The 19,075-nt window shown below is 49.3% G+C and carries 19 protein-coding genes; 13 read left to right on the top strand and 6 right to left on the bottom strand.

Annotation, left to right across the window (positions count from 1 at the left end; genetic code table 11):
• Window positions 1-14 precede the first annotated feature (14 nt).
• The 13 genes from CWE22_RS03240 (at window position 15) to lysS (ending at window position 12,961) form a co-directional block, all read left to right on the top strand.
• Window positions 15-530, top strand: a complete 516-nt coding sequence (locus CWE22_RS03240) for an OmpH/Skp family outer membrane protein (RefSeq protein ID WP_169929944.1) — start codon at window positions 15-17, stop codon at window positions 528-530.
• 1 nt (window position 531) lies between these two features.
• Window positions 532-1,563, top strand: a complete 1,032-nt coding sequence (gene lpxD, locus CWE22_RS03235) for a UDP-3-O-(3-hydroxymyristoyl)glucosamine N-acyltransferase (RefSeq protein ID WP_169931012.1) — start codon at window positions 532-534, stop codon at window positions 1,561-1,563.
• Window positions 1,564-1,579: 16 nt separating this feature from the next.
• Window positions 1,580-2,038, top strand: a complete 459-nt coding sequence (gene fabZ / locus CWE22_RS03230; protein WP_169929943.1) for a 3-hydroxyacyl-ACP dehydratase FabZ — start codon at window positions 1,580-1,582, stop codon at window positions 2,036-2,038.
• A complete protein-coding gene (gene lpxA / locus CWE22_RS03225) occupies window positions 2,039-2,803 on the top strand; it encodes an acyl-ACP--UDP-N-acetylglucosamine O-acyltransferase (RefSeq protein WP_169929942.1) in 765 nt (254 codons plus the stop codon). It begins immediately after the preceding gene.
• Window positions 2,804-2,808: 5 nt separating this feature from the next.
• Window positions 2,809-3,993 (top strand): lipid-A-disaccharide synthase, encoded by a 1,185-nt coding sequence (gene lpxB, locus CWE22_RS03220; protein WP_169929941.1) that lies wholly within the window; start codon window positions 2,809-2,811, stop codon window positions 3,991-3,993.
• A gap of 85 nt (window positions 3,994-4,078) precedes the next feature.
• Complete coding sequence (locus CWE22_RS03215; protein WP_169929940.1) at window positions 4,079-5,035, top strand: glutathione S-transferase family protein; 957 nt, start codon at window positions 4,079-4,081, stop codon at window positions 5,033-5,035.
• A complete protein-coding gene (locus CWE22_RS03210) occupies window positions 5,032-5,865 on the top strand; it encodes a pirin family protein (RefSeq protein ID WP_169929939.1) in 834 nt (277 codons plus the stop codon). The genes CWE22_RS03215 and CWE22_RS03210 overlap by 4 nt, the downstream gene beginning before the upstream one ends.
• A gap of 1 nt (window position 5,866) precedes the next feature.
• A complete protein-coding gene (locus CWE22_RS03205; RefSeq protein ID WP_211618600.1) occupies window positions 5,867-6,850 on the top strand; it encodes an NAD(P)H-quinone oxidoreductase in 984 nt (327 codons plus the stop codon).
• A 14-nt stretch (window positions 6,851-6,864) separates the two neighbouring features.
• On the top strand, window positions 6,865-7,770 hold the full coding sequence (gene xerD / locus CWE22_RS03200; protein WP_169929938.1) for a site-specific tyrosine recombinase XerD: 906 nt from the start codon (window positions 6,865-6,867) through the stop codon (window positions 7,768-7,770).
• 49 nt (window positions 7,771-7,819) lie between these two features.
• Window positions 7,820-8,533, top strand: coding sequence for a bifunctional protein-disulfide isomerase/oxidoreductase DsbC (gene dsbC, locus CWE22_RS03195; RefSeq protein WP_169929937.1), 714 nt, complete (start codon window positions 7,820-7,822; stop codon window positions 8,531-8,533).
• Between the two features lie 34 nt (window positions 8,534-8,567).
• Window positions 8,568-10,265, top strand: a complete 1,698-nt coding sequence (gene recJ, locus CWE22_RS03190; RefSeq protein ID WP_169929936.1) for a single-stranded-DNA-specific exonuclease RecJ — start codon at window positions 8,568-8,570, stop codon at window positions 10,263-10,265.
• Between the two features lie 42 nt (window positions 10,266-10,307).
• Window positions 10,308-11,406, top strand: a protein-coding gene (gene prfB, locus CWE22_RS03185; RefSeq protein WP_169929935.1) for a peptide chain release factor 2 whose coding sequence is annotated in 2 segments (ribosomal slippage) — window positions 10,308-10,382 and window positions 10,384-11,406 — 1,098 coding nt in all. Because the reading frame shifts where the segments join, the coding sequence is not laid out codon by codon here.
• Window positions 11,407-11,449: 43 nt separating this feature from the next.
• Window positions 11,450-12,961, top strand: coding sequence for a lysine--tRNA ligase (gene lysS, locus CWE22_RS03180; RefSeq protein ID WP_169929934.1), 1,512 nt, complete (start codon window positions 11,450-11,452; stop codon window positions 12,959-12,961).
• Between the two features lie 44 nt (window positions 12,962-13,005).
• Here the strand turns inward: lysS and CWE22_RS03175 are convergent, their stop codons facing one another.
• The 6 genes from CWE22_RS03175 to ygfZ all read right to left on the bottom strand — a co-directional run bounded on the left by CWE22_RS03175 (window position 13,006) and on the right by ygfZ (window position 18,998).
• Window positions 13,006-13,689 (bottom strand): response regulator transcription factor, encoded by a 684-nt coding sequence (locus tag CWE22_RS03175; protein WP_169929933.1) that lies wholly within the window; start codon window positions 13,687-13,689, stop codon window positions 13,006-13,008.
• Between the two features lie 18 nt (window positions 13,690-13,707).
• Window positions 13,708-14,745, bottom strand: coding sequence for a sensor histidine kinase (locus CWE22_RS03170; RefSeq protein WP_169929932.1), 1,038 nt, complete (start codon window positions 14,743-14,745; stop codon window positions 13,708-13,710).
• Complete coding sequence (locus CWE22_RS03165) at window positions 14,738-16,195, bottom strand: TrkH family potassium uptake protein (RefSeq protein WP_169929931.1); 1,458 nt, start codon at window positions 16,193-16,195, stop codon at window positions 14,738-14,740. Before CWE22_RS03165 ends, CWE22_RS03170 begins: the two co-directional genes overlap by 8 nt.
• A 91-nt stretch (window positions 16,196-16,286) precedes the next feature.
• On the bottom strand, window positions 16,287-17,435 hold the full coding sequence (locus CWE22_RS03160; RefSeq protein WP_169929930.1) for a trans-sulfuration enzyme family protein: 1,149 nt from the start codon (window positions 17,433-17,435) through the stop codon (window positions 16,287-16,289).
• A gap of 139 nt (window positions 17,436-17,574) precedes the next feature.
• Window positions 17,575-18,063, bottom strand: a complete 489-nt coding sequence (locus CWE22_RS03155; protein ID WP_169929929.1) for an FKBP-type peptidyl-prolyl cis-trans isomerase — start codon at window positions 18,061-18,063, stop codon at window positions 17,575-17,577.
• Window positions 18,060-18,998, bottom strand: coding sequence for a tRNA-modifying protein YgfZ (gene ygfZ, locus CWE22_RS03150; RefSeq protein WP_244595941.1), 939 nt, complete (start codon window positions 18,996-18,998; stop codon window positions 18,060-18,062). The genes CWE22_RS03155 and ygfZ overlap by 4 nt, the downstream gene beginning before the upstream one ends.
• Window positions 18,999-19,075 lie beyond the last annotated feature (77 nt).

Below are 19,075 nucleotides of genomic sequence, written 5' to 3'. Positions count from 1 at the left end.
GCAAGGAGTTTTTTGTGAAGACATTAATGAAGACAACATTGGCCGCGGCATTACTTTCGACCGCTTTGTTCGCCAATGCAGCGGAAGCGCAACAAAAGATTGGCGTGGTAAGTTTCCAGGCCATTTTGCAGAATCTTCCGCAAACACGCGAAATTGAAGAAACCATTCAAAATGAGTTCAAGACGCGCATTGAAGAAGTGCAAGCTATTGAGGCTCAAATGAATGGTATTGCCGAAAAGCAGCAACGTGATGCGGCTATCCTGTCGGCCAGTGAACGTACTGCTATGCAGCGCGAGTTCGAAGGTCTTGAGAGTCAGTTACAGTTGAAAGTACGTGCTCTACGTGAAGACATGAATCGTCGCGGTACTGAAGAACGTGACAAAATCATGATGGAAATTGCGCGCGCTACTCAGGCGGTTGCGAACGAGCTTGGTTATGATCTAGTGATTCAAGCCTCAGCTGTCGCTCACATGACTCCCGATCATGAATTGTCGGAAGAAGTGATTGCTGAAATGACAGGTGGTAACTAAGTTGCCAGGCAACTACACCCTTCAAGATCTTGCCTCGGCAATCGGTGCTGAGGCAGTGGGTGATGGGTCGCAGCCTATTCAGGGTGTGGCGACTTTAGCATCAGCCACCACTGGTCAGATCGCATTTCTAGCGAACGATAAATATCGCTCGCAGTTGGATGCGACGCGCGCTAGCGCGGTTATCGTTGCCCCTAACGTTGATTTACCAGAAGGTTTATCGGCGTTGGTGACCAAAAACCCTTATGCAGGGTTCGCGAAAGTTGCCCAGCTCCTCGATACCACACCAAGCCCAGCTGCTGTTGGCATTGACCCAACCGCACAAGTGGATGCCTCGGCACATATTGGTGAGCGAGTAGCCATCGGCCCGAATGTTATTGTAGCGGCGGGTGCGGTGATTTCTGATGACGCAGTCATTGGTGCCGGATGCTACATTGGTCCTCGGGTGCAGATTGGTGAGCGCACGAAGTTATGGCAGCACGTGGTTTTTTATCATGATTGTGTTGTTGGGGCTGATTGTCTCTTCCACAGTGGTGCTGTCATTGGCGCGGACGGTTTTGGTTGGGCGAATGAGCAGGGTAAGTGGATTAAAATTCCACAACTCGGGCGGGTGGTTATTGGTGATCGTGTTGAAGTGGGTGCCAGTACGACGATTGACCGTGGTGCCTTGGATGACACGATTATCAGTAATGGCTGTATCATCGATAACCAGTGCCAAATTGCTCACAATGTATTCATTGACGAAGATACCGCCATTGCCGGCTGCACGGTTCTCGCAGGCAGTTGCCGCATTGGTAAGCGTTGTCTCATTGGTGGGGCTACTGCTATCAATGGTCATATCAGTATCTGTGATGATGTTCAGATCAGTGGTTTTTCCATGGTGATTAAGGCCATTGATGAACCAGGTGTTTATGCTTCCGGTATTCCTGCCGCACCGCACCGCGAATGGCGGCGTAATGGTGCGCGCTATCGCCAGTTGGATGAACTCTTTCAGCGTGTGAAAAAAATAGAAAAACAACTAGACTCAGACACATAAGCTGCGAGGAAATTCTATGTCGAATTCAGCGGACGGTGCCTTCGATATCAAAGAAGTGATGGCACTCTTGCCACATCGTTATCCCTTTTTATTGGTCGATAAAGTCGTTGCCTGTGATGCACAGACCTCGATTCATGCAGTGAAAAATATTTCCGTGAATGAGCCTCAGTTTACGGGGCATTTTCCGGGTAATCCTATTTTCCCTGGTGTCATGATTCTCGAGGCTTTAGCGCAAGCGGCCGGGTTACTCGGGTTCAAAATCACTGCAAGTCAGCCCGGCAGTCGTGATCTATACTTGTTTGCGGGTGTTGATAATGCTCGATTTAAAAAGCAAGTTTTACCGGGCGATGTACTTGACCTGTTTGTCACCTTTGAAAAAGAGCGCCGAGGCATTTGGGTATTTAAAGGTCGCGCTGAAGTTGCCGGTGAATTGGCGTGTAGCGCAGACATTATTTGTGCGAGACGAGAGACCTAAGTGATTCATTCTACAGCGATAATCGATCCTAAAGCGAAACTCGGTAACAACGTCAGTGTTGGCCCGTACAGTATTATTGGTCCAGACGTTGAATTAGGTGACAATTGTGTCATTGCGCCGCACGTCGTCATTCGTGGGCCGACGATTATCGGTCGCAATAACAAGATTTTTCAGTTCGCATCCGTTGGCGAAGATTGTCAGGATAAAAAGTATGCTGGTGAACCGACACGCCTAGAAATTGGCGATAACAATGTCATCCGTGAGTGTGTCACCATTCACCGTGGTACGGTTCAGGACCAAAGTCTCACGAAAATTGGCTCTGATAACTTGCTGATGGCGTATGTTCACGTCGCCCATGACTGTGTTGTTGGTGACCATGTTATTTTGGCGAATAACACGACGCTCGCGGGTCACGTGCATGTCGGAGATTGGGCCATTTTAGGTGGTTTCACCGGAGTGCATCAATTCTGCCATATTGGTGCGCACGCGTTTACCGCGGTAAATTCCGTCGTTGTACAAGATATTCCCCCATATATTATGGCGCAAGGGCACAATGCGGTTCCTCGCACCATCAATAGCGAGGGCTTGAAGCGCCGCGGGTTCTCATCAGAACAAGTCATGCGCATCAAACGTGCCTTTAAAATTCTCTATCGACAAGGTTTGACGGTGGCTGAGGCAATTGTTCAGATGCAGGCATTGGATGCTGATGAAATTCAACCTTTGATCGACTTCGTGCAGTCCAGTCAACGCGGCATTATTCGCTAAGTCATATGAAACAAACCAATGTTGACGCACCGGTGATTGCCTTGCTTGCAGGTGAGCATTCGGGAGATACACTGGGTTCAGACCTGATGCGTGCGTTGCGGCAGCTATTACCGAACTGCCAGTTCATTGGTGTCGGCGGTCCAAAGATGGCCGCTCAAGGTTTGACTAGTTTGGTCCCCATGGAAGATTTAGCCGTCATGGGGCTCGCTGAAGTCATCAGTTCACTCCCACAGTTATTACGTCATCGCCGGACCGTTGTGCGGCAGATATTGGCCGCGAGGCCTAATGTGTTTATTGGTATTGACGCGCCTGATTTTAATTTACCGATTGAGAAAAAGCTTAAGGCCGCTGGGATCCCAACGGTGCATTATGTGAGCCCCTCGGTGTGGGCATGGCGTCAGGGACGTATACATGGCATTAAAGCAGCGACCCATCATGTGTTGTGCTTATTGCCCTTTGAGAAGGCTTTTTACGATCAACATCAAGCGCCGGCAACCTTTGTTGGACACCCGCTTGCAGATTCATTACCCATACTCGATAGCGAAGTGGAGTCCGTAGCGAAGCGCCAAAGTGCTGCCCGGCGGGAACTGGGGCTAGTCGAGGATAAACGTGTGGTTGGGCTGCTACCGGGCTCGAGAGCAGGGGAAATAGCGCGATTAGCTCCGATTTACTTGCGTGCCGCAGCTTTGTTAAACGAACGTGACCCAACGGTTCAATTTGTGACTCCGATGGTCTCGGCAGCACGGCGCGAGCAGTTTTATGCATTGGCGAAGACGCTGGCACCCGAGCTCCCATTAACCATTATCGACGGAAAGGCACACACGGTCATACAAGCATCTGATGCCATTATTGTGACTTCAGGCACCGTGACCTTAGAAGCGATGTTGCTGGGAACGCCGATGGTTGTTGCATACAATTTTAGTTGGTTAAGTTTTCAATTGATTCGGCGGTTATTCAAAGCACCATTCTTTAGTTTGCCCAATTTGCTCGCGCAACGAGAACTTGTCCGCGAGCTAGTCCAGCACGATGTGACACCAGCGGCGTTGGTAGCACAGGTCCAAGTTTTATTGGATCAGGAGCAAACGCCGCTTCGTAATGAATTTCGCCAACTACACGCCTTAATACAACAGAACGCCAGTGCCAGTGGTGCGCATGTGATCTGTGATATCATTCAAAAGTATTCTAAATAATAGAACGTTTAAAACCATATTTAGCGCTAATAATTCGATTTATCAGGATTTATACTAGACTTCATTCGAATTGAAGGAGGTGAGTATGGGACTGTTAGTTGACGGTAAGTGGCACGATAAATGGTACGACACCGATAGCACGGGTGGCCGTTTTGAACGGAGTGCAGCACAATTCCGAAATTGGATAAAAGCTGATCCAGAAGCGCGTTTTCCAGCAGAAAGCGGACGCTATCATCTCTACGTTTCCTTTGCCTGCCCATGGGCGCATCGCACCTTGATAATGCGCAAGTTGAAAGGTTTGGAAGACCACATCACGGTATCTGTGGTAGAGCCTCTCATGTTAGAAAATGGCTGGGAATTCGGCGATAGACCGCTGCATGACCCCTTGTATGATCACGATTATTTGTATCAACTGTATCTGAGTGCGGATCCTCAGTATAGCGGGCGGGTTACCGTGCCTGTATTGTGGGACAAAAAGCAGCATACCATTGTCAGTAACGAGTCAGCGGACATTATTCGCATGTTGAATAGTGAATTTGATGCGTTAACAGGGAACTCACACGACTTTTATCCAGCAGCGCAACGCGACGAGATAGACACGATTAACGAAACTGTCTACGACAATGTAAACAATGGTGTTTATAAATGTGGTTTTGCGACTCAACAAGATGCGTATGAAGAGGCCTTTGATGCTTTGTTTGCTACGCTTGATGTACTCGAAGAACGGTTAAGTAACCAACGATTTTTAGTCGGTGACCGACTGACTGAAGCCGATTGGCGATTATTTACGACGCTTGTGCGTTTTGATGCGGTCTATGTTGGACATTTTAAAACGAATGCGAAACGCATTGTCGATTATCCGCAGTTATGGGATTACGTCAAAGCGCTCTACCAAGTAGAGGGAGTAGCTGAAACCGTTGTCATGGATCATATTAAAACGCATTACTATGGGAGTCATGGCACGATTAATCCAACCGGTATCGTACCCAAAGGTCCGTGGCTAGATTTTACTGCACCACATCAGCGTGGGGAGGTTTTATGACTAAAATGATTCTGACTCGGCATCGCGGGATGCCGGCGCAAGATGGTGCTGGTGTGAAATTGACACGAATTATTAATCAGCCGAGTTTGCGCTATCAAGATCCGTTTTTAATGCTGGATGAATTTCGTTCGGATGATCCGAATGATTACATTGCTGGTTTTCCGCCGCATCCGCACCGGGGGTTCGTCACGTTGACCTACATGTTGGCGGGTCGCATGGAACACAAAGATTCGGTGGGAAATACTGGCGTTGTCGAAGCAGGTGGTGCGCAATGGATGAAAGCTGCGAAAGGGATCATTCATGCCGAAATGCCGAAACAAGAAGATGGCTTGATGTGGGGCTTTCAATTGTGGATTAACTTACCGGCCAAAGATAAGTTATCTGCGGCGCAGTGGGCCGATCATCCCGCCGAAAAGATCCCAGAGCTCGCGATCAATGATGCCACAGTGCGCCTCATTGCCGGTGAATATGAGGGGCAATCAGGTCCAATCCAGCAACCTGAACAACAGTTTTTAATGATGGATATCAAATTGGGCCAGGCGCCTGTCGGCATTGAGAGTTTTGGTCAGCAAACCCGTCTGGTTTATGTGTACCAAGGTAATGTGGCGATTAATGGCGATGTATTGCAGCGCGGTGAGTTAGCTCGCTTGGCTGCGACTGATACATTGCAGTTGCAGAGCGATGGTGCGGAGGATGCCTCGGTCATTCTGTTGGCAGGCGAGCCGATTGGCGAACCGATAGCTCAGTACGGTCCATTCGTGATGAATACGCAACAAGAAATCGAGCAAGCGATTCGAGATTATCAAGCCGGTCGGTTGCAAGAGGCATAAGATGACTGAATCGCGACAGATGCAAGCATTGCTAGCAGTTGATAAAACGCCGCAATGGATCTCACGCGCAGTACCTGAATGTGGCATCGACGAGGTTTTGATTCGGGTGGCTTATGCCGGCCTGAATCGTGCCGACTTGATGCAAATAGCCGGTCATTACCCGCCGCCAGTCGGTGCCAGTGACATCCTTGGTCTCGAGGTCAGTGGAGTCGTGGTGGCATGTGGCGAACATGTGACGCAGGTTAGTCCTGGAGATACTGTTTGTGCCTTGCTAGCTGCAGGTGGTTACGCTGACTATGTGGCAGTCCCTGCTGGTCAAGTGGCGCGGCTGCCAGATGGCTTGTCGTTGGCTGAAGGTGCGGGTATTTGCGAGGCCTATGCGACCGCTTGGTGGAATTTGTATGTGTTGGCTGCGGTGCAATCTGGCGAACGCATACTGATTCATGCCGGCGCGAGTAGCGTTGGTAATGCCGCGATTCAGTTGGCACAAGCGTTTGATAATCCGTGTTTTGTGACGGTTGGTAGTGATGAAAAACTAGCTTGGTGTCAACAATTAGGCGCGGATGCAGGCTGGAATCGGCAACGCGGCTCCTTTGTGGATGCGGTTAAGGCCTGGGGGGGCGCGGATATTATCTTAGACCCCGTAGCTGGTGACTATTTGGCCGGTGATTTGGAAGTCATTCATGCCGACGGTCGCATCATCATTATTGGATTACTTGCAGGTCGGTTTGCTCAAGTCGACATCGGCCGATTACTGATGAAACGAGTACAGCTGCGTGGGAGCACCTTGCGGAGTCAATCCGTGGCAGTAAAGAGTAACATTATGGCTCAGTTACAGCAGTCTGTGTGGCCTTTGTTTGAGTCAAAACAGCTGCAACCCCAATTGGATACGGTTATCGCGCGGACCGACCTTATGGCTGCATTTGAACGCATGCAAAATAATGATACTCAGGGTAAACTGGTGGTCACCATTCATGGCGATTAACAAGATTATGCTCTATGGCTAGCATTTCCACCGCAGTTGACGACCAAATTAGCGCCTTTTTGGACCGGTTATGGCTGCAGCAGGGCGTCAGTAAGCATACTAGCCAAGCCTATCAGAGCGATCTCAGACAGTTTCAAAAGTTTCTGGTCACCGCGCAGCGCCCCAATCTCGCGGATGCTTGCGCTGAAGATATTGAAGATTATCTATTGTGGCGACGGCAGCAGGGCTTGTCGCCACGGAGTACCTCGCGCACGCTCAGTGCATTAAAAAAGTTCTACCAGTTTGCTCGCACACAACAGTGGTGCGCAGTCGATCCAACAGCGCGATTGCGGCGGCCTAAGCAACCCCAATCGATTCCACACAGTTTGTCAGAGTCTGAGGTAGAGGCCCTACTGAATGCGCCGAATGTCGAGGATGCAATTGAACTTCGCGACCGCGCTATGCTCGAAGTTCTGTATGCAACAGGCCTGCGTGTAACCGAGTTAACTCAACTGACAACCGACCAAATTAGTTTGCAACAGGAACTCGTTCGTGTCGTCGGCAAGGGCAATAAAGAACGCTTAGTGCCGTTAGGTGAGGAAGCGTTGCATTGGGTACAGGACTATTTGCATTCAGCTCGATCGACATTACATCAAAAGCCAGGCGACTGGTTGTTTATCACTCGCCGTGGCGGACCGCTCACGCGGCAGGCCTTTTGGTATCGGATTAAATTGTATGCGCAGCGTGCGGACATCCGTTCACATTTGTCACCACATACATTGCGCCATGCATTTGCCACTCACTTGTTGAATCATGGAGCCGATTTACGGGTGTTACAGATGTTGCTTGGCCACAGCGACTTGTCGACGACGCAAATTTATACCCACGTAGCGCGTGAACGTTTACAACAATTGCATGCTCAACATCATCCGCGCGCATGATAAGATGGCGCGTATGCAATACAATTCTTTGAATCAGGTAAAACGACCTATGAAAATAGCAGTATTAAAAACCATCTTCGTCGCCGTGTTTGGGTTAGCTGTGAGTGTGAACTCAGCGAATGAAATCGACGACTTGGATACCAATCATTTGCAACGCATGGGATTTGCCGTTGAATCCGTACGCGAATCCAGTATCCAAGGTTTGTATGAGGTCATTACCAACCAAGGTTTGATTTATGTGAGCCGCGATGGGCAACTGCTCATGAGTGGTCGTATTTATGATATTACTGGGCCACAACCGGAGAACCTGAGTGATATCACGTTGAATGCGATGCGCCGTGATAATCTCGCAGAGCACGTGGATTCGGCGATTGAATTCAAAGCTGACAATGAAAAATATGTCGTGTCTGTGTTTACGGATCCAACGTGTGGTTATTGCCGTCAACTCCATCAACAAATGGACAGCTATCTCGACGCGGGAATTACGATTCGCTATTACGCTTGGCCACGTAGTGGTCTTCAGGGGAGTGCGTTTAATCAGCTGAATGCCATTTGGTGTGCCAACGATCCGAAGGATGCCATGACGCGCGCTAAATCTGATCAGTCGATCAAACAGGGTAATTGCGCGACTCCTGTTCAAGAACATTATGAATTGGGTCAAAAATTCGGTGTGCGCGGTACACCCGCGTTGGTGTTAGCTGACGGACGCCTGCTGCCAGGTTATTTGCCGCCATCTCGGCTGGTGCAAGAGTTGAATAAGTAATCGTTTCACTGAACCTAGAACCTGCGTTGTTGTTATGCAGATAAAGCGCTACCCCGACTATCCTATCGAAACTTTGCCGGCAGCGATGCCGGCATTATTGCGACAAATCATTGCTCGGCGCGGTGTATCCTCGGTGGATGAGCTACAATTGACGACGCAACGGCTACCGCGTGTCGAACAGTTGCGCGGCGCCCATGAGGCGGCGGAACGTTTAGCCCAAGCCATTGCCGAGCAAAGACATATTTGTATCTGTGGTGATTTTGACGCCGACGGGGCAACCTCAACCGCTTTAATGGTGTCGGTTCTGAGAGCCTGTGGTGCGCAACATGTTAGTTATATCGTACCCAATCGATTTGCTGATGGTTATGGGTTATCACCCGCGGTGGTCTCTCATGCTCAGCAACAAGGTGCCGAGTTAATCGTCACTGTTGATAGCGGCATCTCCTGTCACGCAGGAATTGCGGCTGCCACAGATTGTGGCATTCCGGTAATAGTGACGGATCATCATTTGCCCGGCCCCAAGTTGCCGGCAGCAGCGATTATCGTGAATCCCAATCATCCGGATTGCACCTTCCCATCAAAATCTATTGCTGGCGTTGGTGTGGCCTTTTATGTGCTGTTGGCGTTGCGGCAAGTTTTGCGCGAGCAGGGGCGAGCGACCCCGAATTTAGCGGATTGGCTTGATTTAGTTGCGGTGGGTACTGTAGCCGATGTGGTGAAGCTTGATGGCATTAATCGCATTCTTGTCCATCAAGGCTTGCAGCGAATTCGTTCTGGACATTGTCGACCGGGTATTCAAGCACTCCTCACAGTGGCCGGACGCGATCCCGAGCAACTGCAAGCAGCTGATCTCGGTTTTGCAATTGGGCCTCGCATTAACGCCGCCGGTCGACTCGATGATATGGCTGTGGGAATTGAGTGTTTACTGGCTGAAACTCAGACTGGTGCGCTGCAGCTCGCGCAGCAGCTCGATCAGTACAACCGCGAACGGCGCGCCATCGAGACTGAAATGCGTGAGCAGGCCGCAGAGTATGTGGCCGATTACACAGCGAGCGCGATTCCACCTGTTGTGGTCCTTTATCAAACAGGCTGGCATCAGGGTGTGATTGGCATTGTTGCAGGCCGAGTGAAAGAGCAAATTCATCGCCCGGTTATCGCCTTTGCTGATGCTGAAGAAGGACTCTTAAAAGGCTCCGCTCGCTCCATAGCAGGCATTCATATGCGAGACTTATTGGAGGCTGTGCACAGTCACCATCCACAGCTGATTGAGCGTTTTGGTGGCCATGCCATGGCAGCAGGATTAACGCTGAAAAAGTCAAATCTTGAGCGGTTTCAAGAAGCGCTCGAAAGTACCGCTGAACGTTGGCTTGATGGCGCTGATCTGGAGCCAGTATTGTGGTCCGATGGCGAACTTGATGAATCGAGCTTGACCCAACAATTCGTGCAGCAATTGCGAGCTTTAGGCCCCTTTGGGCAGGGTTTTCCAGAACCCTTGTTTGATGGTGAGTTTGGTATTATTCAACAACGTATTGTTGGCAGTAAGCATTTGAAGCTCGTATTAGCAACACCGGCAAAAGTGCCGATTGATGCTATCGCTTTTAATATAGATACAACAGAATGGCCTGATGCGAGCGTGCAACGCATTCATGCCGCCTACCAGGTTCAATTAAATACGTTTCGTGGCCGTACTTCTGTGCAGCTACAACTAGAGCATTTTGTTGCTTTACGATAGAATAGCGCCCCTTTGTGATTGATTGTCGGCGAGATAAACAACATGTTCGAAACCAATGCGACTTATGTAGCTATCAAAGAGATGCGAACGCGTAGCGAAGCGCTTCGGGGGTATCTTTGACTATGCAGGCAAAGTTGAACGATTAGAAGAAGTCAGCCGTGAACTCGAAGACCCTAATGTTTGGGGTAATCAAGAGCGCGCGCAAGCCCTGGGTAAGGAACGTGCGGCACTCGATGAAGTGGTAGGTACACTCAACAAGTTGCAACAGGGGCTGGAAGACGTCGAAGGACTGGTGGAGTTAGCCGTCGAGGCGGATGACGAAGCAACCTATAATGACGCAGTCATGGAACTCGACGAGTTGGAAAAGCAACTCGCAACACTCGAATTTCGACGCATGTTCTCTGGTAAAGATGATGCCTCTGATTGTTATTTGGATGTTCAGTCCGGCTCCGGCGGGACTGAGGCACAAGATTGGGCAAATATGTTGTTGCGTATGTATTTACGCTGGGCTGAAGCGCACGAGTTTAAAGTTGAAATCACCGAGCTATCCGAAGGTGAGGTTGCCGGTATTAAGTCTGCGACAGTGCGAGTGCAGGGCGAATATGCATACGGTTGGTTGCGCACTGAAACGGGCGTGCATCGTCTCGTGCGAAAGTCACCGTTTGACTCAGGCAATCGTCGGCACACGTCGTTTGCATCGGTATTTGTTTATCCTGAGGTGGATGACGATATTGATATCGAGATCAATCCTGCGGACTTGCGCGTGGATACTTATCGGGCCTCGGGCGCTGGTGGGCAGCACGTCAACCGGACCGACTCGGCAATACGGATTACTCACGAACCCAGCGGTATTGTCGTGCAATGCCAAAGTGATCGCTCTCAGCATAAAAACCGTGATGCTGCGATGAAGCAATTACGAGCGAAATTGTATGAAATGGAGTTGCAGAAGCAACTCGCGGAAAAACAAGCGCTCGAAGATTCGAAATCAGATATCGGTTGGGGTAGTCAGATTCGATCGTATGTATTAGATGATGCTCGAATCAAAGATTTACGCACGGGCGTAGAGAATAGAAACACGCAAGCAGTGCTTGATGGCGCACTTGACCCATTTATTGAAGCAAGCTTGAAGTCTGGGCTCTAAGGTCTAGACAAGCAAGCCAATCCAGTTAAATTAGGACGAAAGAATGAACGATAAAACGCAGACGCCAGAGGTTGATGTCAATGAGCAAATAGCGCAGCGTAAGGCCAAACTCAAGGCATTACGTGAGCAGGGCGTTGCTTTTCCGAATGACTTTCGTCGTGATAGCCTCGCTGCTGATTTGCATGCTCGTTTTGACAGCGTAGAAAAAGAAGCATTAGCTGAACAAGGTATTCGAGTAGCCGTGGCTGGACGCATGATGACGCGTCGCATTATGGGTAAAGCTAGTTTTGCGACCTTGCAGGATATGTCGGGGCAGATTCAAATCTACGTCGCGCGTGATAATTTAGTGGAAGGGCTTTATAACGAACAATTCAAGAAGTGGGATTTGGGCGACATTCTCGGCGCAACTGGAACTTTGTTTAAGACCAATACGGGTGAGTTAAGCGTGCAGGTGGATGACGTCCGCTTATTGACGAAAGCATTGCGTCCACTGCCAGACAAATTTCATGGTTTAGCTGACCAAGAAATTCGCTATCGTCAACGATACTTAGATCTGATCACCAATGAAGAGTCTCGGAATACCTTTATTGTGCGGTCAAAAGTTGTTGATTATATTCGCCGCTATTTAACCGCTAAGCAGTTTTTAGAAGTCGAAACACCGATGATGCAAACCATTCCCGGTGGTGCGGCTGCGCGACCGTTTGTGACGCATCACAATGCGTTGGATATGGAGCTATACCTGCGTATCGCGCCAGAATTATATCTGAAGCGACTGGTTGTGGGGGGCTTTGAGAAAGTATTCGAGATAAACCGTAACTTCCGTAACGAAGGCTTGTCAACGCGACATAATCCAGAGTTTACTATGCTCGAGTTCTACTGGGGTTATGCAGACTACAATGACTTGATGGATCTTACGGAAGATATGCTGCGCGGTATGGCGGCTGAAATTCTTGGCTCCATGCAATTTGAAAGCGAAGGTGTTGCCTATGACTTCAGTCAGCCGTTCCAGCGGATGACGGTGAATGAAGCCATTTTACAACATTTACCGAGTGCGACGGCAGAGCAACTGAGCACCCTAGAGCAGGCGAGTGCGCTTGCAGGTGAATTAGGCATTCAGGTCAAATCAAATTGGGGTCTCGGTAAAGTACAGATCGAAATCTTCGAAGCAGTGGCCGAGCATAAGTTAATTCAACCAACCTTCATTACCGCTTATCCGGCTGAGGTATCGCCGTTGGCGCGTCGAAATGACAACGATCCGCATATTACGGACCGCTTTGAATTCTTTGTGGGTGGCCGTGAGTTAGCGAATGGTTTTTCTGAGTTGAATGATGCAGAAGATCAAGCGCAACGCTTTCTCGATCAAGTTCAACAGAAGGAAGCGGGTGACGACGAAGCCATGTTCTATGACGATGACTATATCACCGCATTAGAGCACGGCATGCCGCCAACAGCAGGTGAAGGGATCGGGATTGACCGTCTGGTCATGTTACTGACTAACTCACCATCGATTCGTGATGTATTGTTATTCCCTCACATGCGGCCGCGCAAAGGTTAAACCTACAATAGAACGAAAAGGGGCCACCAGTGGCCCCTTTTTTATTACGGAAGCAACAGTCGATAGCCGATACTCGGTATGGTTTCGATAAAACGTGGATGAGTGGCGTCATCGTTTAGTTTTCGCCGCAATTGACGAATAAAAATCCGAAGATAGTGGCTATCCTCGCGATGGCTTGCACCCCATATTTGGCTCAATAATTCTTTGTGTGGCACGACCGTTTGCGGTCGTTCAGCCAATGCCCACAACAGTAGGAACTCTTTGTTGGAGAGAGCTATAGATTGTCCATCTACTACCACCGAATGATCGTTCTTGACCAAGGTCAATGCCCCGACTTGTCGCGTTTCATCGTCAGTTTTTGTGGGCAGGTCACGCAGTAATACTCGCACCCGAGCCACTAGTTCACGGATCCCGAATGGTTTGGTGAGGTAATCGTTGGCACCGCACTCTAACAGCTTTACTTTCTCTTGTTCTTCATCGCGAGCACTCAGAACTAAAATAGGCACAGAGCTTTCAGCACGAATTCGTTTCAGGAGCCAAATGCCATCATGATCAGGCAAACCTAAGTCGAGAATTATCAGCTGCACCGGCAGCGCCTGATGCAAATCCCAAGCGCCCTCGGCAGAACTGGCCTCGTAAAATTCAAATCCCTCAGCTTGCATTGAAATTCGTACAAAGGAACGAATCCGAACTTCATCATCAACAAACAAGACAATTGGACTTTCCATACTATTCCTTGATAGTTCTTACCGGGTGACTGTAAGTGGGAAACGAATGGTAAACTCTGTTGAGCTTTGCGTACGGCGTACCTCCAACTGAGCCGAGTGTGCCTTTATAATACTCGCAGCGACCGCTAACCCCAATCCCGTTCCAGCCAATTTAGTATCGTTCGACGATTGATTCGCAAACGGTTGAAAACTCTGCTGAATGACTTGCAGGTCTTTTTCGCTATTGTGATTAATGATCCGGACTTGTTGGTCTGAAGCAGTCACCTTCGTTTCGATGACCACTGTAGAGCCTGCCGGTGAGTATCGTAGTGCATTATCAAATAAGTTGAAGAGTGCTTGTTCTAATAATGGTTTTTGCGCATCGATGTTGATTCGATCAACCGTATAATTGAGTTCGAATCTATCACTTTGTTCAAATCGCAACACAACATCGCGACACAGCTCAACGAGATCGGTCGGTTTTGTCTCTAGATTAATGACACCATATTCCAGTCGCGTTGCTTGCAACAGGTTTTGAATATACTGTTGCAGCCGCTCTGCCTCTGCGATTGCCCCGTCAATCAGTTCATCACGCTCCGGTTGTGTCAGCCGTTGTTGATAGGATTGAAACGTTGTCAGGTTGCCTAACACACTGGTTAAAGGTGTTTTAATATCATGAGAGAGCGATAGCAAAAGTTGGGCACGTAGCTGCGCATCCGCTAAAGCTGAGTCCTGTTGTTGAATACGACTCACTAAATTCACACTCCCCAAAGCAATAATCATGAACACTGCGAGCGTGGCAATTTCGTCCACCTCTTGCATGTGCAATGAATAGCGGGGTGCGGTGAATAGAATATTAAAAGCGAGGGCACCCACTACAGCTGCAATGTATCCAATGATGGGGCGTGTGAGTAGCGTTGTTACAATCACGCCACCGAGCAAAATTAACGCCGTGCCAGCGGCTGGAACTAACCACTGCTCGAGAAAAATTGCGGCGCTGATAAATGCAGCGATGATCAAGCAGGCAAGTATTAAATCGCGGCTCTTTAGTGTGCGTAGCAAGGTCAATTTATTCACGCCAAAACTCCGGTAACAGAAGTGCTATCAACGTAAAGTATTCGAGCCGTCCGAGCAACATTGCAAAGTTCAGTATCCAAATGCCAGAATCTGACACATTTATAAAGTTACTCCCAACTTCACCAAAGCCTGGACCAAGAACGTTTAGGCATGCTGCTACAGCTGTGAACGCGGACCAAAAATCAAAGCCAGTTGCAGCAACCAATAAAAAGGTAAAGACAATAGTCGATAAGGCGGACAACAGTAAAAACGCAATAATAGAGGTGACCACAGAGTCCGCAACAATTTTGTCTTGATAACGAATCTGTTTCACGGCCCGCGGATGCAATAAGACCGAAAACTGATTTTTGATCAGCTTAAAGGCGATGATATCGCGAATGATCTTGTTACCACCAGCAGTTGAACCGGCACAACCACCTAAGTAACTTACAAAAACTAATACTAATGGCAATACTAACGGCCAGGTGCTCAGGTCGGTGGCGCCATAACCTGTACTGGTCATGAAGGAAATAATGTGAAAAAAACTTTGGCTCACAGCATCGTAGGTCGATGCATAGGTATCGTTACTGAGTATGATAGCGGTAACAATCAATCCGAAGGACAGAACAAGGCATAGAAAGATACGAGTTTCCTCATCCCGCCAATAATCGAGCCATTGCCGCTGCGCATTGATTCGCCAATGCAGGGCAAAGCTAATTGCTCCCAATACCATAAAAACGTTTGCTATCCAGAGAATTGTATTACTCTCGAAGTAGCCCAAACTCGCGTCATGGGTAGAGAATCCGCCTGTCGAGACGGTTGTAAAACTATGCGCGATAGCATCATAAAAGCTCATACCTGCGGACCAATAGCAGGCGGCACAAGCAACGGTAATTGCTAGATACACTAGCCATAGGTAGCGGCTAGCGTTACCAATTCGTGGGGCAATTTTATCATTTTTGATGGGCCCCGGAGTTTCAGCGATCAACAACCGCATGCCGCCAACATTTAACATTGGCAGCAAGGCAACTACGAAGATCACAACACCCAATCCCCCCGTCCATTGGAGAAACTGGCGGTACAGTAGAAAACTCGGCGCCATGATATCAAGACCGGTCAGAATGGTCGCCCCGGTGGTCGTGAGTGCGCTGACGGATTCAAACATGGCGTCAGTCCATGAAACTTCCGTGATCCAATAAATTGGCAGCGCACCAACCGTGCCGGCTATGATCCAAGTGAGCACAGCAAATAACAGTCCATCATGAATACGGATAGTCTGTATTTCATGCTTTCTTAAACGCGTCCAGATGAGCACGCCGATCAGCATCCAAATCAACGAGCTGGCGAAGAACCAGCGCGCTACTAGATCTTGAAAGACCGTTACCGATAGCACTGCAAATACAAACTGGATACCAGCCAGCCAATGGATAGGATAAACGAGCAGTTTCACAACAGTGCGTGCATTGACCATATGAAGCCCCCTTAGGAGCTTCTATGGTAGGTTTAACTCGCATAAAAAAGCGTGAGTGATTTTACTCAGGCGCCATAAAAATTGCGTAAAATTAGCTTGGAAATGCCTGCAGTAAGTCGGCAAGGAGCTCGTCTTTGTCTTCGATTCCTGCGGACAGCCTCAACAAGTCTGCTGGGCATGGACTGCTGGGTCCCTCGACGCTGGCGCGATGCTCAATCAAAGATTCGACGCCACCGAGCGAGGTGGCACGCTTCCAGAGTTTTGTGTGTGCAGCAACATGAATGGCAGCCTGCTCTCCTGCGCGCATGCGAATGGATAACATGCCGCCGAAACCACCATGCATTTGCTGTTTTGCGACCGAATGTCCCGGATCCGAGGCTAAGCCAGGGTAGAGCACCGCAAGAACAGCTGGATGCTGGCTCAACTGTTCAGCGATAAATTGCGCATTGGTGCACGCCTCGCGAACACGCAAGTGCATGGTTCGCATCCCGCGCAGTAGCGTACTCGCGTCATGTGGACTTGGTACAGCTCCCCCTTGTGAGCGGACTGCGCGAATGCGTTGCCAAAACTCGCTATCGTCAGCGCTCACTAGGGCTCCTGCAATCACATCCGAGTGCCCATTGAGGTACTTGGTGGCTGAATGCATCACGATGTCAGCGCCGAGCTTCAGCGGTTGCGTGAGCAGCGGCGTAGCGCAAGTAGAGTCGACTGCAACCCAAGCCCCAGCTGCTTTCGCAACCTGTGCGATGGCAGCAATGTCGCTAATGGTCCACAATGGATTGCCCGGAGTTTCTAACCACACCAATTTAGTTTCACCAGGACGGATGTGCCGTTCGACTGCGCTGACATCGGTCATATCAATGAGATCAATGACTAATCCCCAGCGCGTCGCATAGTTCAACAACCAGTTCCGTAGTGCCCAATACATGACCTGTGGAGCGAGTACGTGATCACCAGGCTGCAGACCCTGAAATACTGCTGTTGCCGCAGCCATTCCGGAACTAAACAACAATGCCTCATGGCCCTGTTCGAGCTCACATAAAAGCGCTTCAACCGGTTTGTATGAGGGATTATCTGCACGCGAGTAAACATTACCAGTAGGATAACTGTTGTCGGCGCCACGAATATAGGTGGTAGCAATATGAATAGCAGGCACCACACCTTGTGATTCGTGATCATGAGCACCTAACGCTTGTGCGAGTGCGGTGGCTGCTGAATAGGGAGACGATTTATGAGTCATGGTAGATGCACGTATCGAGGTCAGTGAAAGTTGCGAATACGATAGCACAGAGTCTGAGTAGACAGGATAGGGCAGCAATAAAAAACCACAGCATCAAATAGATGCTGTGGTTCTCATAAGCAATGCACGAACGGCATGCTTAGTGGTCGTGGTGATCACCTTCTGGATGCACGTGACCGTGGTCCAGTTCACTTGCGGTAGCGTCACGAACTTCGACAATTTCAACGTCAAAAGTCAGTGCAACACCCGCAAGTGGATGATTGCCATCGACAGTGACTTCGTCATCAGACACTTCAACGATCACGACTGATTGCTCGCCGTTGTCAGTACTGGCACGAAACTGCATGCCAGGTGCGACTTCGTTGTCACCGAATAAGGTGCGTGGGACGGTCTGAATAAGCCCATCATGACGCTCGCCGTAGGCATCGGCAGCAGCAATGTCAGCGACAAATTTTTCACCGGAAGGTTTACCTGCAAGAGCGTCTTCTAAACCTTTGATCAGCATGCCTCGACCGAAGATGAACTGTAATGGGTTCCCTTCTTTTGATTGATCCAGCACTTGGCCTTCAGCGGTTTTAACGGTGTAGTGAATGCCGACAACTTTGTCTTGGCTAATGGTTTGACTCATGATTCATCCAAGTTATAAGGCAGTGGGTAAATTTCCAAGAAACTTGCGTTATCATCTTTGACTCGATAGACCGTCGTCGCTTCGCTATCGCTCGGCAACACTGCGAGTAAATCGAGAGGATAATCGGTACGGCTCACTGCATTAATTACCGTACCCGCACGGCGCCAATTCTCTCCGAGTTGCTGTTCGATAATAGCTCCCGGAGCTACCATAGAACCTTTACCGCGGAGACGGAACAAAGCGCGCTTTTGTTTGCCCAGATAATGCATCCGAGCAATTGTTTCCTGGCCGATGTAGCAGCCTTTAGTAAAGCTAATTCCCGCTAACGCTTGCACGTTTAGCATCTGTGGTACGAATTCGAGCACAGTACCCTCGTGCAGGGTAGCACGACCGCGCTCGATTTCCAGCGCCTGCCAGTACTCGGCAGGCGAATTGGTGGGTAGCTCGTGGCCACGGGTCACCAAAAGGTATTGATCGGGTTCAGCGCCGAGATTCAGTACGACGCTATGTTCAGTTTGGGTAGCAGTATGCTGACCATCAAGTAAAGGTGTTTGAAGCCATTCAGCCACTCGCGCAGGTGCAGCGGTGCCAAAAACACCAAACAGTTGAAAACTTGTACCGGTAGTTATCTCAGTTTTACTGAATACGCCGTATTTCTGTAATTGGGCTAAACTTGCAGCAATGGCTGCTTGCGTCGAAATTAACAGCACACTCTCTGCGAAGCGAGTTACCCATAGGGTAGCCAGCATTTTGCCTTTATTATCGCAATGAGCGGCGTACAACCAGTTGCTCTCCGTGAGTTGATTGATGTCACACGACAACTGACCTTGCAGAAACTTATCAGTCTCTGGGCCATGTAATTCAATCACCGCATAATCTTTCAGAGAAACGGTTACGTATTCAGGTTGAGCTTTGGTAAACTCTGGTGCTAACACAATCACCTCGCATCGGCTTTCGTCGCCAAAAAATTTTCGCCGAAAATGTTATAGCCACATAGGTGGGGACGATTGTT

The organism is Pseudidiomarina aestuarii (assembly GCF_003987355.1).
Classification (GTDB): Bacteria; Pseudomonadota; Gammaproteobacteria; order Enterobacterales; family Alteromonadaceae; genus Pseudidiomarina; species Pseudidiomarina aestuarii.
This window is presented reverse-complemented; position numbering and strand designations above follow the sequence as displayed.